The organism is Streptomyces sp. YIM 98790, assembly GCF_011421595.1.
In the GTDB taxonomy this organism is placed as follows: domain Bacteria; phylum Actinomycetota; class Actinomycetes; order Streptomycetales; family Streptomycetaceae; genus Streptomyces.
In genome coordinates, this window is sequence record NZ_WTLH01000068.1 from 15,048 (window position 1) to 29,590 (window position 14,543).

The window sequence follows — 14,543 nt, forward strand, 5'->3', positions numbered from 1 at the left end:
CGCCGGCCCCGCCCGGTGCGGAGGGCGGGACCGGCGGCGCGGTGGCGTCCGGGCGGTCAGGTGATGGGCGCGGTCCAGGCGGCGTTCCAGGTGACCGGGCCGACGACACCGTCCACCGTCAAACCCTTCTCGCGCTGGAAGGCCGTGCAGACGTCCTTGGACTGCTGCCCGTAGTGCCCGTCCACGGTGATCGTCCAGCCCCGGTACCGCATCCGTTCCTGCCAGGTGGCCACGCTGGAGTGCGAGGTCACCGGCGGATAGGTGAAGTACACGCCCGGCCAGGGCGGGGCGGTGCCGCCGCCGCCCCCGGGAATCAGCGTGCCGTCCTGCACCAGGGCGTACAGATTCCCGGGGCAGGCCGTGGACTTGTGGTCGCGGTGGCCGTTGACGGCCGCCGCCGCGCCGCCGCGCTCGCGCAGCCGGGTGATCGCCAGGTGGAAGGCGTCGATCAGCCCGCTGGTGATGGTGTCGTAGTTGCCCGAGGTGCCGCCGGTCAGGCCGCACACCGCGTACCAGTTCTGGTTGCCCGAGGTGGTGCCGTTGGCCGCGGTGCGGTAGCCCTCGCCGCGCCCCTCGAAGACGTAGCCGTGCACGCAGGTGAGGTGGCTGTAGGCGATGTCCGCCCAGCCGTTGCTGTCCATGTGGTAGTTCTGGATGCCGCGCACCTGGCCGGCGCAGTCGCTGTGACGGCTGCGGGCCACGCGCACCGCGTCCACGTGGTGGACGGTCACCCCGCCGTACTGCGGGGTGATGTCGGTGGAGCGGCTGCGCGGCGCGCGGGCACCCCACTGCGCGCGGGTGACGAAGGTCGCCATGTCAGACACCCCTCCCCGGCAGCCCGCAGTCCACGCTGGCGTTGAGCGGTTCGGCATGCGCGGAGCGGTCCGCGCCCGCGGCGTAGACGGCGGCGGGGTGGTCCGGCCGGGTGACCACGGGAAGCTCCCGTGCCGCGGCCGGGGCCGGGGCACCGGTGGCGGCATGGGCCGGGCCGGAACAGATCACGACGGGTGCGGCAGCCAGGCCCCCGACTGCTGCCGCCGCCGCGCCCAGGAAGCCGCGGCGGGAGGTTCTGGCGGACGGTCTGCGGTTCAACGTTCCTCCAGGTCGGTTGCGGGACGGACGGACCGGGACCGCCCGCGCCCTGTCGGCGGCGGCACCACGGTGCGCCGCGTGCGAGGGTCCCTTCCGTTGTGTGCGTCAGCCTGGCTGGTTCCCGAATTGGCGATGGACATGACATAAATACCTGTGCGGGTTACGCGCATAGATCTTCGCGGAAGTTACTCACCGGTCCCCCTTGACCCGCTTTTCCGCACCGCGGAGCAGCACGGCTCTTGACGCCGCGTCGCGCGCCCCGGGAGGGTGACCGGGTCAACGACGACGGCGGGGAGGCGGCTCCATGCGGCGACGGCAGCGGGCCCGGCTGACACGGCTCACCACGGCACTGGCGGCGGTCACGGTCCTCACCCTCGGGCTGCTCGCCCCCGGCACCGCCACCGCCCACGGCCGGCCGCAGGACGCACCCCGGCCGCCCGCCGCACCCGGCTGCGACCCCATCGACCCGGCCGCCTGCCTGCTGCCCTTCCCCAGCGACTGGTACACCGTCCCGGACCGCACCACCGACACCGGGCGGCGGGTGCGGTTCGACCCGGACGCCATGCCCGTCAACGCCCACGGCACCGGCATCGACCCCGCCGAGTGGAACCGCAACGACGGCTTCTCGCCCGGCTCCATGGTGCTGGCCCGCGTCCCCGGCATCGACCTGGCCCGCACCGGCGCCGCGCCGCTCACCGACATCGGTGCCTCCCTCGCCCCGGACGCGCCCATCGTGCTGCTGGACACCGTCACCGGCGAACGCTGGCCGTACTGGGCCGAACTGGACGCGCAGGCCGGCGATCCCGCACGGCAGGCACTGATCATCCGCCCGGCCCGCAACCTCACCGAAGGCCATCGCTACGCCGTCGTCCTGCGCGACCTGAAGGACGCCGACGGCCGCACCCTGCGGCCCACCGACGCCTACCGCACCATCCTCGGGCCGAAGCTGAAGAGGTCCCACCCGCTGGCCGCCCGCCAGAAGCAGCAGCGGCACGGCGTCCTCAAGGACCTGCGCCGGCACCGCGTCTCCACCGCCAACCTCTACCTGGCCTGGGACTTCACCGTGGCCGGCGAACGCGGGCTGAGCGAGCGGATGCTGCACATCCGCGACGACGCCTTCGCCGCGCTCGGCGACCGCGCACCCGGGTTCCGGGTCACCGAGGTCACCGAGAACCCCCCGGAGGACCCGATCGCCCGCCGGGTGCGCGGCCTGCTGACCGTGCCCAGCTACCTCGACCGGCCCGGCGGCCCGCCCGGCTCCGCCTTCCACTACGACGACGGCCGCGCCCGGGGCCGCGGCACCGGCGACGGGCTGCCCGACCGGGCGGACGGCAACACGCAGACCACGCCGTTCCAGTGCGAGATCCCGCGCTCCGCGCTCGGCACCCCCGCCCTGCCCTCCCTCTACGGGCACGGCCTGCTCGGCCGGGAGACCGAGGTCGGCGCCGCCAACGTCAGGGCCATGGCCGCCGAGCACAATGTGGTGCTCTGCGCCACCCGCTGGTCCGGCATGGCCCAGGACGACATCCCCAACGTGCTCTCCGCGCTCGGCGACCTCAGCCGCTTCCACACCATCGCCGACCGCTCCCAGCAGGGCATGCTCAACGCCCTCTGGCTCGGCCGGGCCATGATCCACCCGGACGGCCTGCCCGCCGACCCCGCCTTCGCCTCGGACTCCGGGGCGTCCGTCATCGACCCGGACGCCGCCCTCGGCTACATCGGCAACAGCCAGGGCGGCATCATCGGGGGCGCGCTGATGGCCGTGGCCACCGACATCCCGCGCGGCGTGCTCGGCGTCCCCGGCATGAACTACTCCACCCTGCTGGACCGCAGCTCCGCCTTCCTGCAGTTCGCCCCCGCCTACCGGGCCGCCTACCCGGACCCGCTGGACCGGCAGCTCGGCTACGCGCTGATGCAGATGCTCTGGGACCGCGGCGAGGCGGCCGGCTACGCCCACCACATGACCGACGACCCGCTGCCCGGCACCCCGGCCCACCAGGTGCTGATGCATGTGGCCTTCGGCGACCACCAGGTGTCCCCGACCGCCGCCGAGGTGCAGGCCCGCACCATCGGCGCCCGCCTGCACACCCCCGCGGCCGCCGAGGGCCGCAATCCGGACACCGAGCCCTACTGGGGCATCCCGGCCATCGACTACCCGTACACCGGTTCCGCCATGGTGGTGTGGGACAGCGGCAGTCCCTACCAGCCGCTCACCAACACCCCGCCCACCACGGGCCGCGACCCGCACAGCGACCCGCGCAACTCCCCGGAGGCCCGGCTCCAGCAGTACGTCTTCCTCTCCACCGGTGAAGTGATCGACGTCTGCGGCGGCCGGCCCTGCACCGCCGCCCCCGCCGGCTGACCGCCGCCCTGCGCCCGTGCGGACGGCAGCGGCGGCGGCCGGCCGGAGGCGTCAGCGGCGGAAGGGGCCGGTCATCTCGTAGGTGATGCCGCCCAGACCGGCCCGGTCGCCCGAGGTGCCGCGCTGGGAGGAGAAGTAGAGACGGGTGCCGTCGGGGGAGAAGGCCGGGCCGGTGATCTCGGAGTCTCCCTGGCCGTCGAGCCGCACCACCGGTGCCACCACCCCCTCCGGGGTGATCACATTGATCTCCATGTTGCCGCCGTCCTCGGCCACATACAGATCGCCGCCCGCCGAGCCGGTGATGTTGTCGACCCCGTCCAGCGTGCCCGACGAGTCATAGGCGATGCCCAGCGCGTTCGCCTCCGCGTCATAGGCCCACACCCGGTTGTCGCCCTTGGTGGTGAAGTAGCACACGCCCGCGTGGTAGTGGCAGCCCTCGCCGCCGTCGAAGTGCAGCGCCGCGGACACCTGATGGCGGGTCTGGCGGCCGAAGACAGGGCCCGACGGATCGGGCACCCGCTGCCACTCCACCCCGCCGCCCGGTGCCGCGCACAGCACCTCCAGCCGCCCGCGCGCCAGGTCGCCCCAGCTCTCCGGGGTGTACCGGTAGAAGCAGCCGTCGTCCTCGTCCTCGGTCATGTAGACCACCCGCCGGTCCGGGTCGCAGGCCGCCGCCTCGTGCTTGAACCGGCCCATCGCCGGATGCGCCACGGCCCGGCGCTCGCCGTACGGGTCCGTCTCGAAGACCCGGCCCCGGAAGGTCTCCTCGCAGGACAGCCAGGTCCGCCAGGGCGTGGCCCCGCCCGCGCAGTTCAGGGTGGTGCCGCTGAGTATCCGGTACGCCCGGTCGATGCTGCCGTCCGGCCGGAAGCGCAGCGCCGAGGCGCCGCCGATCAGCGGCACCTCGGAGTTGGAGACATAGATCCAGCCGTCGCCGTCCGGGAAGCAGGCCCCGCCGTCCGGCGCCGGGTGCCAGAGCGTGCCGCGCACCCAGTGGCTGGAGCGGGCCACCACCCGCAGCGAGAAGCCCCGCGGCAGCGCCGCCCCCAGGTCGTTCGCCGGCAGCAGCGGACCGTACGGTCCGGCCGCGGCCTGGGTTCCGGCTGCGGCACCGGCGGCGGCACCGGCGGTTCCGGACGCGGTCGCGGCGCGGGCCGCGGCGCCCTGCCAGAGGGCCCCGCAGAGGGCGACGGCCCCGGCTCCTGCCGAGGTCGCACGGAGAAAAGCACGGCGCTGCATGGCTGCTCCCGAGGGTGTGGGGGACGGGCTGCTACTTGCCGGTAGTACCGTGCCGCAGCCCGTCCGCGGGCCGACAGCCCTCGCAGGCGAACAATCGTCAACTTCTGGGTCAACATCTGCGGCCCGTGACCCGGGGCCCGCGCGGACCCCGGGTCACGGGCCGCCCGTCCGGTCAGCTCCGGGACGTGCGGGTGCGGGAGCGGTTGGCCTTCCGGATCGCGTCCAGCAGCTCACCCTTGTCCATCTTCGAGCGCCCCGGGACGTCCAGCCTCTGCGCCACGTCGTACAGGTGCTTCTTGGACGCGTTCTCGTCCACGCCCTCGCCGGTGCGCCCGCCCCGGCCGCGCGGGGTCGAGGCCCTCGGATCGGACGGCCCCTTCCGGCCGCCCTCCTTGCGCTCCCAGTGGTCGCCGACCTTCTCGTACTTGTGCTTCAGCGCCGCATAGGCCGTCCGGTGGGACCGCTCGCCCTCGCCGTAGGTCTCCACGGCGGAGTCATGGGCCTTGCTCCAGGTCTCCTGCGCGTCCTTGGGCGAGCGTCGCAGCGTGGACGGCAGCTCCTCGCGTGCGGGCACGGTCCCTCACCTCCACTGTCACTGTCGGTTCCGGGCCGGTTCCGGCCGGGTGCCTCCGGGTTTCCGCACCGGCGGCCCGGAAACCCGGAGGCGCCCGGCCGCCGTGCCCGCCGATGCCCGCCGTGCCCGCCGCCCCGTCAGCCGGCCGGACGTCCGCGGCGCCGCTTGTCCCGCACAAAGCGGTGCAGCCGCTGCCAGGTCCAGGTGTTGACCACGTCGTCGGCGGTCAGCCAGCCGCGCTGTGCGGTGCCCACCCCGTACCGGATGCCGTCCAGCGCCCGCACCGAGTGCGCGTCGCTGTTGACCGCGAACGTCACCCCGTGTCTGCGGGCCCGCAGGATCAGCTCGTCGGAGACGTCCAGCCGGTCCGGCTGCGAGTTCACCTCCAGTGCGGTCCCGGTCCGGGCGCAGGCCGCGAAGATCGCGTCCAGATCGGCGTCGATGCCCGGCCGCTTGCCGATCAGCCGGGTGGTCAGATGCCCCAGCACATGGATGTGCGGGTTCTCGCAGGCCCGGACGATCCGCCGGGTCATGGCATCCCGGTCCTGGGTGAAGTGCGAGTGCACCGAGGCCACGCACAGGTCGAACCCGGCCAGGAACTCGTCCGGCCAGTCCACGTCGCCGTCCGGGCCGATGTTCAGCTCGGTGCCGTGCAGCAGCCGGGGCGTGCGCCGGGAGGAGCCGCCGAGCCGCCGCACCTGCTCCCGCTGCCGGAGGATCTTCTCGTCCGTCATCCGCTGCATGGCCATCGCGGGCGCGTGGTCGGTGACCGCGTAGTAGCTGTAGTGCTGCTCCCGGGCGGCGGCCCCGGCCATCTCCTCCAGGGTGGCCAGGCCGTCGGTCAGGTCGGTGTGGGTGTGCAGGTCGCCGCGGAGCTCCTTGCGGGTGAGCACCTCGGGCAGCGTGCCCTCCTGCGCGGCCTCGATCTCCCCGCGGTCCTCGCGCAGCGGCGGCGGAATCCACGGCAGACCCAGCCGCTCGTAGACCTTCTCCTCGGTCCGGGAGACGATCCGTCGGTCGGTCTCCGCGTCGAACAGCCCGTACTCCGAGAGCTTCAGCCCGTGCCGCTGGGCGATCCGGCGCACCTTGATGTTGTGCGCCTTGGAGCCGGTGAAGTAGAGCAGCGCGGCACCCCAGGCGTCCGGGTGCACCACCCGCAGGTCCACCCGCAGCCCGCTCCGGGTGCGGATCGCCGACTTGGTGGGGCCCTCCGCCACCACTTCCGCGGCCTGCGGCAGTGAGGTGAACGCGGCCATGAACGGCTCGGACCTGCGGGCCGCCACCAGGATGTCCACATCCCCCACGGTCTCCCGCATCCGCCGCAGCGAACCGGCGGCGGCGCACCGCACACAGCCGGACACCTCGGAGAGCGCGGAGATGATCGCCTCGGCCAGATCACCCGCCACGGGCAGCAGCACCCGGTCCCCGGCCGCCTGCATCAGCTCCACGCCGTGCAGGATCTTCTCCTCCGACCTGGCGCCGAAGCCGCGCAGATCGCGCAGCCGCCCGGCGTGGACCGCCTCCACCAGCTCGGGCACGGACGAGACGTGCAGCTTCTCGTAGAGCACCTTGGCGCGCTTGGGGCCCAGCATGGGGATGGCGGTGAGCTGCCGCACCCCGGCGGGCACCTTGGTGCGGGCCTCCTCCACGGCGGAGACCCGGCCGGTGTGCAGATACTCGGTGATCTTGTCGGCGATCGAGCTGCCCACATGGGGGATGGACCGCAGCTCCTTGGCATCGAGCGTGGACACGTCGCTGTCGTAGCCGCCGATCGACCGCGCCGCCTTCTCGTAGGCGCGCGCCCGGTGGGCGTCGCCGGTCGTGAGGGAGATCAGATCGGCGTACTCCTGGAACAGGGCCTCGACTTCCTCGTTCGGCCGCGGCATACCTCCAGGGTAGGCAGCCGTGCCGCACGCGGCACGGCGAGCGGGCCGATGGCCCGGCACCTCTCGCGATGCCGGGCCATCGGGTGGGGGGAGGAGGAAAAATGGTCGGAAAAGGGCCTGCGGGGCCGCCGCGGGGCACCGGGTGCCGGGTGCCGCTGTGGGGCCTTCCCCGCCGGACGGGGAGGGACCGCCTACGTGAGCACCCCCAGGGTCGAACCGTCGGCCAGTTCGGCGGTCAGCTCCACGGAGACCCCCTCGCGTGCCGGGAGCACCAGCATCCGCCCGGCCTCCGGGGCCTGGCCCGCACCACCCTCGCCGCCGCCGCCGTCGCCGCGGGCGGGACCGGTCTCGCCGGTGACCTCCCCCTCGGCGCGGATGGCGGTGACCCCCTCGCTGCCCGCGGCGAGCACGAACCACGTGCTCTCCGGCGACCGCCACAGGACTCCGCCCAGCACTTCCGGGGCACGCGGACCGCACGCCGCGGTGGACTCGGCACTGGCGGTGACCGCGCCCGGGGAACCGGCCGCCACCTCACCGCCCGGCGGTGCCTGGAACTGCGTCATCGCCCGGGAACCCGCGCCCCGCCAGGTCTCCGCCCGGGTGCACACCCAGCTCGCCGTGCCGCCGCCCTGCGGCAGCGGCTGCCGGGCGAACTCCCACGAATTCACCGTGCGCACCCCGCCGCCCGCCACGGACGGGAGCAGGCAGGCCGTCCGGGCCCAGACCTCCCGGCCGTCCTCCGGCAGCGGCTGCCCCGGGCCGGTGTGCGGCGCGCCGAAGGTCAGCAGCGCCGGAGTCAGCTCGCCCAGATCGGCCAGGACGAACGGCAGCTCCCCGGCGGGCGCGCCACCGCCGTGGGCGGCCGGATCGGGCAGCAGCTCCAGCACCGGGAAGTCCGTGCACTCCGGGCGCCCGGCGGGGGTGGCCAGCGGCGCGGTGACGCCGTCCTCGTCGGTCTCAAGGGGCTCGGCGGCGGCGTCCGGCGCGGTCAGATCCCGCACCCCGGCCGCGGTCACCCAGGGGGCCAGCAGGTACTGGACGGTGCCCTCGCCGCGGTGCAGCACCACGGCGGCGGCCCCGGCGGCGTCCGCCCCGTCCGTGCGGGCGAAGTCCAGCGCCGCCGCGTCCCCCGCCTCGGCGTAGCGCACCAGGCGGTGACCGTCGTGCAGCATCACCAGGGAGACGCCCTCCTGCTCGCCCGCGTAGAGGAGCTGGGGGGAGCCGGCGGGCGGGCCGGTGTGGGTGCCCGGGGTGGCGGAGACCTGCACGTTGCCGCCCGGCTCGGCCCAGGTGTCCAGCGCCCGGCCGAGCAGCTCGGTGTCCTTCACCGCCGGGCCGCGCGCGGGCCAGACCGAGAAGTCCAGCCGGGCGGCGTCCCGCCAGGCGGCGGGCTCGCCGCGGGTGAGCAGGGCCGGGTCGGCGGCCAGCTCGACCGCGGACCGGCCGGCGCCCCCGCCGTCCGGACGGGCCAGCGCCATGCCGGTGACCAGGGCGAGCGCCACGGCGCCCGCCACCAGGCCGCCCCGGGTGAACTGGCGGCGGCGCAGCAGGTCGGCCGGGCGGGCGCGCAGCGAGCAGGGGTCGGGCACGCTCCCCGCGGGCAGCCGCTGGGCCGCCTGCACGGCGGCCCGGGCCTCGCTCTCGGTGAGCCCGACGGCGGCCAGCAGCTCGCGGACGGCCGGCTCCGGCATCTCCTCCAGATGGATCAGCGCCCAGGCCGCGCGGGTCTGCGCGGAGGCGGCCGACAGCGCCCGCTCCATCGTCAGCTCGTCGCTGCCGCCGGAGGGCGGGAACACCCGCAGGCCCCAGACCTGCGGCAGCAGCGGGGGCGGCTTGCGCAGCCGGCCGGGACCGCGGCCGGTGATCCGCACCGGCCGGCCCGCGGCCAGTGCGCCGCGCAGCACCCGCTGCCGGACGTAGACGTAGCCGGGATCGGTGGCCGGCCGCCCGGCACCCCGCTGCACGGGCACGGAACCGGCCCGGCGGCCCCGCCGGCCGGGCGGCAGGGCACGCTGGGCGAGCCCGTGTGCGGTGAGGACCCTGCGATGCCGCCCGAGGGCGGGCGGCAGCACGAGATAGCCGAGCCGCACCAGGCGGGGGTAGTGCTCGGCGATCGCCGCCTCGGCCTGCTCGACGCCGACGGCGGCGGCCACTGCCGGCCGCCCGGTGGAACGCGGGGTGGTTGCCTGTGGAGAGGGGACATCTGTGCGCACGCCTGCCAGAACGAGACAACCCCGCCCGCAGTTACCACCAACGGCGCGCGCGTCGGCCCGTGCGCCCCTCACCTCCCCGCCCGCGCTCCCGGGCGGGCGGGTGCCGGAGCGGCCCGCCGGGCACCTCAGCGCTGTTCGAGGTAGGCGAGCACGGCCAGGACCCGGCGGTTGTCGTCGTCGGACGGCGGCAGCCCCAGCTTGGTGAAGATGTTGGAGGTGTGCTTGGCGATGGCCCGTTCCGTCACCACCAGGCGGGCCGCGATCGCCGCGTTGCTGCGGCCCTGGGCCATCAGCTCCAGCACCTCCAGCTCGCGCGGGGTGAGCCGCTCCAGCGGCGAGCCGCCGCCGTGCCGGGCCAGAAGCTGCTGGATCACCTGCGGGTCCATGGCCGTGCCGCCGCCCGCCACCCGCCGCACCGCGTCCACGAACTGCTCGGCGTCGAAGACCCGGTCCTTGAGCAGATAGCCCACCCCGCCGCTGCCGTCGGCCAGCAGCTCCCGGGCGTAGAGCTGTTNCGCTGCCGTCGGCCAGCAGCTCCCGGGCGTAGAGCTGTTCCACGTGCTGCGAGAGCACCAGCACCGGCAGGCCGGGCCGGTCCCGGCGGGCGCTCAGCGCGACCTGGAGGCCCTCGTCGGTGAAGGACGGCGGGAGGCGGACGTCGACCACGGCCACGTCCGGCCGGAGGCGGGCCAGCGCCCCGGCCAGCTCCGGGCCGCTCTCCACCGCCGCGGCGATCTCGAATCCGTGCGCCTCCAGCAGCCGGACCAGTCCGTCCCGGAGCAGGAAGAGGTCCTCGGCCAGCACCACACGCATGGCGTCAGCCTACGGGACGGCGGGGACGCCGAGTTGCCCCGGTCGGCGGCGCTCCCCCGCCCGCTCCCCGGCAGGCCGGGCGCGGCGGCCTGCCGGGGAACGGCACCCGCCGCGCCGGCCGTGCCCGGTACGGCTAGCCGCGCGGCAGCACGGTGCCGAGCACCGTGCCCATCGCGGCCCAGTCGGAGCTGACCACGCTGGCGTGCCGGGCGGCCAGCTCGGCGACCCGGGCCAGCGCCTCCGCCTCGGCCGGATTCCGGCTGTCGATGGCCGGGGGCACCGCGTGCGCCGAGGTCATCACCAGCAGATAGCCGCGCTCCGCATACCAGGAGGTGTCGGCCGCCCCGGACGCGTAGTCCGCCGCGTCGCCGTCGAAGACCACGAACCAGGGGCGCAGCGAGGCGTCGGAGTAGCGGGTACGGGGGTCGCCGGCCGCCGCGCCGTGCACGGCCGGGAAGGCGGTCGCCCGGGACAGGTTCCCGGCCGCGGCCAGGTCCCGCAGATGGCGGGCGTACTCGGTGTCGGTCCACAGTGAGTCGAAGGGATTGGCCTCCTCGACCGTGCCGGGTATCAGGTGGACCAGGAATTTTCCGGCGAGCGCGTCGCGGGAGGGCCAGGCACCGGCCCGCGCGGCGGCGTCCAGGGTGGGGTGCCCGGCGGCCAGATCGGCCGGCCGGAACAGGGCGTCGCCCAGGTGGCTCTCCAGCAGCGCGTCCAGGTCGGCCGGGCCGCGGCCCCGGTTGGCGGCGAAGCCGTCCTTCATCTCGATCTTCAGCAGTACCGGGCGGTGGCCCGGGTCGGCCCGGTGCCAGGCCCGCAGGTCGGCCAGGCAGCCGCCCAGGTCCCGGTTGCGCGGCAGGCTGCGGAACTCCGCGGCCGAGGAGACGTTCTCGCAGTTGTTGTCGTTGCCCAGCGGGTTGTTGTGGCTGACCCGCCATCCGCGCCCGAACCCGTTGGTCCAGACGTCGAGTTCGAGCATGGCCGCGCCGGAGTCCAGGGCATCGGCCAAGTAGGGGTAGGCGGACTTCTCGTAGGCGTTGTGCACGCCGACGCCGGTGGTGTCCGGATACGGCAGGGTGCCGGTTCCCGCGGCCGTCGCCGTGGCGGCCGAGGGCGGGAGCAGCGCCGCGGCCACGGCGAGCAGCGCCGCCGCGCCGCGGATCGCCGGCGTCCGCCGCCGGTGTGGGGAATGCCTGGTACGCATGTGCCGCCGCCTTCCTGGTGGGGGGACAAGGCGGCGACAGCGTAGGGGAGTTGGAGCGGCGCACGGCAGACCCGGGAAGGTCCGGGACATGAGCCCCGGGAAAACAGCCGGAAGCAGGGCGCACTGTGTGCGCGGCACGCTCCGCGGGTCGTGCCTCACCGCCGGCCCCGGCCGGGCTCGGCGCGGCCGGCCCGGCGCGGCGCCCTGCCGGTGCGGGACGGGAGGCTGCTGCCGCCTGGAAGCCTGCGGCGTTCCCCGGCGTTGCTGTCAGGCATGAGGATCGGCGAAGCATCCAGCGTCAGCGGCGCGAGTGCGCGGTCGTTGCGGTACTACGAGGACGAAGGCCTGATCGTCCCCGGTCGGACCGGCAACGGTTACCGCGACTACTGCCAGTCGACCATCGACCGGGTCCTGGTCATCCGCTCGCTGCTCAAGTCCGGGCTTCCCGTCCGGTTGATCAAGGAGATCCTGCCCCGCCTCACGGACGGCGGCGGCGCCGGCTCGGGGCCGCTGTGCGCGGAGTTCGTGCAGGAGGTGCAGCGCTACCGCGACCGGCTCGCCGCACGTATCGCCGAGCTGAGCGCACAGCAGTCGGCACTCGATGCCTATCTGCGCGGGGCGCGTCACCTCGGTCAGTGACGGCCGCTTGACCTTGACGCGGGTGTGAGGCCGCTACGTTCCCGGGCATGGCGATCAGCGAGCAGCAGCACAGCACTGAGCCCACGATGCGGGCCCTGGTCCAGCACTCGGACCGCGGCCCGAAGGACTTGCGCCTGACGGCCGGCCGCCGCCGCCCCGCCCCGGGGCCGGACGAGTATCTGGTCCGCGTCGGCGCCGCCGGAATCAATTTCGCGGACGTCATGCAGTCCCGGGGTACCTACGGAGGCGGGCCGCAGGCCCCCTACCCGGCGGGGTTCGAAGCCGCCGGCGAGATCGTGGCGGCCGGAGAGGACGTTGCCGATGCCCTTCCGGCCGGCAGCCACGTGGTCGGGGCCGGGTCCGGAGCCTTCGCGCAGTACATGACGATGCCCGCCGCGCAGGCGCTTCCGGTCCCGTCCGGCTGGACGGACGCCGAGGCCCTCGGCCTGGTGCTGAACTGGGCGACCGCGCTGGCGGCGCTGACATCGTTGGGCGAGGTCGAAGCCGGCGAGACGGTGCTCGTCCACGCCGCGGCCGGAGGTGTGGGACAGGCCGCCGTCCGCCTCGCACGTCACTATGGTGCGCGGGTGATCGCCACCGCATCCCGGGCCAAGCACGACACCGTCACAGCGCTCGGCGCCGACGAGGTCCTGGACCGCGCCCGCCCCGATCTGGCCGCGGAGATCACCCGGTTGACCGGTGGCGTCGACCTGGTTCTGGAGTCGGTGGGGCGAGCCACGTTCCCCGTCAGCCTGGCGGTCACCAAGCCCTTCCTGGGACGAGTGATCGTCTTCGGCGCCGCCTCCGGCGATGCCGGCCTGACCACGCATGAGCTGATCTTCAGGCACCAGGTGCAGGTCAAGGGCCTGCACATCGGGGCGCTGGCGGCGGCAGCCCCGTCCCTCTATGACGGCCTGCTGGCCGAACTCCGGGTGCTGATCGCCGACGGCGTCTGCCCGCCGGGCAGCCCTCACATCCATCCCCTGGCCGACGGCCCGCGAGTGCTGCTGGATCTCGAAGCGGGCGCGACCCGCGGCAAGCACGCCCTCGATCCGTGGCGCTAGGAGCCGCTCGTGGCACACCGCAGTGCCCCGCTGTCCCCTGACGGCGGGCTGCGTCCCGGTGCACCGATGCCGGACCGTCCGGTCGCGCACGTCGCCGCCGGGCCCGGAGACTGCGCGCAGGCATGTCACCAATCTCCCGGCCGAGTTCGCCTAGCGCAGCGGGGTGCAGGGGATTTCCATGGTGACCACGGTCGGGCCGCCCGCCGGGCTGCTGACCGCGAGGATGCCGTCGAAGGCGCCCAGCCGCCGTTCGATCCCGGCCAGCCCGCTGCCGCCCCCGGCGTCGGCACCGCCCCGGCCGTCGTCGGTGACGGTGATCCGCAGCATGCGGTCCTCCGCCCGGTAGCCGGCCTCCAGCCAGACCCGCTGGGCGCCGGAGTGCTTGGCGGCGTTGGTCAGCGCCTCGCTGACCGCGAAGTAGGCCGCCGACTCCACCGGCGCCTCGAACCGCCGCGGCAGCTCCACGTCCGTCTCCACCGGCATCGGCATCCGCAGTGCCAGCGCCCGGACGGCGTCGCCCAGTCCGCGCTCGGCCAGCACCGGCGGGTGGATGCCGCGCACCAGGTCGCGCAGCTCGCTGAGGGTCTCGGCGGAGTTCTCCCGCAGCTCGGCCACCAGTCTGCGGGCCTGCTCCGGGTCGCGGGCGATCAGTGCCTCCACCGCGCCCAGGTTCATGCCCATGGCCACCAGCCGGGCCTGTGCGCCGTCGTGCAGGTCCCGCTCGATGCGGCGAAGTTCGGCGGCGGAGGTGTCCAGGGCGTCGTGCCTGGTCTCGGTCAGCCGCTCCACGCGCCGGGTCAGCGCCTGCTTGACCGAGATGCCCAGCAGCATCCGGGTGGCGGTGAAGTGCACCCGGACCAGCGCGGGGCCGAAGCGGGCCACCACCCCGAGCCAGACCAGGCCGAGCAGCCCGGCCAGCACGGCGGTGCCCTGGTCGCCGACCGGGATGAAGGCGTACCAGTACTCCCCGCCGGTGGCCTCGGTGATCAACTGCCACAGGCCCAGGGCCAGCAGCACCCCGAAGACCCCTTCGGCCAGCAGGGCGGGCGGCAGCACCGCCAGGGTGAAGCCGACCGTGAAGTCCAGGGCGAGCCATTCCAGATCGCGCCAGGTGGCCGGGTCGCGCAGCAGGTCGGCGGTGCGCACCGGGTGGGCCACCAGGCCGCGCCGGACCGGGGGCGGCTCGGGCCGGTAGCTGGAGCGGATGGTGATGCCGCACCACCGCCGGGCGAGCCGGCGCCGGAACTCGGCGTGGGCGCGGACCAGGTCCACCAGCCAGGGAGTGGTGTACAGCCCGATGCCCACCGGGATCAGGCCGATCGAGACGAGCGTCAGGCTGAACAGCACCACCGAGCCGACGATGCCGAGGGCGGCGAGCGCGAGGCCGCGTCCGGCGGCCTGCGCGGCCTCGTCCAGGCGGGCGAGGGGGGCCGGCCGCGGGCGGCCGGCCGGCCGGG

The 14,543-nt window shown here is 74.8% G+C and carries 11 protein-coding genes and 1 pseudogene; 3 read left to right on the top strand and 9 right to left on the bottom strand.

Translation table 11 applies throughout. The annotated features are described in order from the left end of the window. Positions 1 to 56: 56 nt before the first annotated feature. On the bottom strand, positions 57 to 815 hold the full coding sequence (locus GQS09_RS13760) for a peptidoglycan-binding domain-containing protein (RefSeq protein ID WP_165986339.1): 759 nt from the start codon (positions 813 to 815) through the stop codon (positions 57 to 59). A gap of 1 nt (position 816) precedes the next feature. Further along, a complete protein-coding gene (locus GQS09_RS13765; protein ID WP_165986340.1) occupies positions 817 to 1,092 on the bottom strand; it encodes a twin-arginine translocation signal domain-containing protein in 276 nt (91 codons plus the stop codon). Positions 1,093 to 1,396: 304 nt separating this feature from the next. Here GQS09_RS13765 and GQS09_RS13770 point away from each other — a divergent pair, with 304 nt between their 5' ends. Further along, positions 1,397 to 3,454, top strand: a complete 2,058-nt coding sequence (locus tag GQS09_RS13770; protein WP_165986341.1) for a hypothetical protein — start codon at positions 1,397 to 1,399, stop codon at positions 3,452 to 3,454. 51 nt (positions 3,455 to 3,505) lie between these two features. Here GQS09_RS13770 and GQS09_RS13775 read toward each other — a convergent pair whose 3' ends face one another. The 6 genes and pseudogenes from GQS09_RS13775 to GQS09_RS13800 form a co-directional block, all read right to left on the bottom strand. Next, entirely contained in the window at positions 3,506 to 4,693 is a 1,188-nt protein-coding gene (locus tag GQS09_RS13775; RefSeq protein WP_165986342.1) for an alkaline phosphatase PhoX, read from the bottom strand. 172 nt (positions 4,694 to 4,865) lie between these two features. After that, positions 4,866 to 5,267, bottom strand: a complete 402-nt coding sequence (locus tag GQS09_RS13780) for a ChaB family protein (protein ID WP_165986343.1) — start codon at positions 5,265 to 5,267, stop codon at positions 4,866 to 4,868. A 137-nt stretch (positions 5,268 to 5,404) separates the two neighbouring features. Continuing rightward, positions 5,405 to 7,153, bottom strand: coding sequence for a DNA polymerase/3'-5' exonuclease PolX (gene polX, locus GQS09_RS13785; RefSeq protein WP_165986344.1), 1,749 nt, complete (start codon positions 7,151 to 7,153; stop codon positions 5,405 to 5,407). A 191-nt stretch (positions 7,154 to 7,344) separates the two neighbouring features. After that, positions 7,345 to 9,366 (bottom strand): hypothetical protein, encoded by a 2,022-nt coding sequence (locus GQS09_RS13790; protein ID WP_313896131.1) that lies wholly within the window; start codon positions 9,364 to 9,366, stop codon positions 7,345 to 7,347. Between the two features lie 125 nt (positions 9,367 to 9,491). After that, positions 9,492 to 10,179: pseudogene (locus tag GQS09_RS13795) on the bottom strand (LuxR C-terminal-related transcriptional regulator). A gap of 133 nt (positions 10,180 to 10,312) precedes the next feature. Continuing rightward, complete coding sequence (locus GQS09_RS13800; RefSeq protein WP_165986345.1) at positions 10,313 to 11,383, bottom strand: phosphatidylinositol-specific phospholipase C domain-containing protein; 1,071 nt, start codon at positions 11,381 to 11,383, stop codon at positions 10,313 to 10,315. Between the two features lie 273 nt (positions 11,384 to 11,656). Here GQS09_RS13800 and GQS09_RS13805 point away from each other — a divergent pair, with 273 nt between their 5' ends. Beyond that, positions 11,657 to 12,022 (top strand): MerR family transcriptional regulator, encoded by a 366-nt coding sequence (locus GQS09_RS13805; RefSeq protein WP_165986346.1) that lies wholly within the window; start codon positions 11,657 to 11,659, stop codon positions 12,020 to 12,022. A gap of 47 nt (positions 12,023 to 12,069) precedes the next feature. Beyond that, positions 12,070 to 13,086 (top strand): zinc-binding dehydrogenase, encoded by a 1,017-nt coding sequence (locus tag GQS09_RS13810; RefSeq protein WP_165986347.1) that lies wholly within the window; start codon positions 12,070 to 12,072, stop codon positions 13,084 to 13,086. A 150-nt stretch (positions 13,087 to 13,236) separates the two neighbouring features. On the opposite strand, the gene GQS09_RS13815 is transcribed toward GQS09_RS13810, so the two are convergent. Further along, positions 13,237 to 14,502 (bottom strand): sensor domain-containing protein, encoded by a 1,266-nt coding sequence (locus tag GQS09_RS13815; protein WP_165986351.1) that lies wholly within the window; start codon positions 14,500 to 14,502, stop codon positions 13,237 to 13,239. Positions 14,503 to 14,543 lie beyond the last annotated feature (41 nt).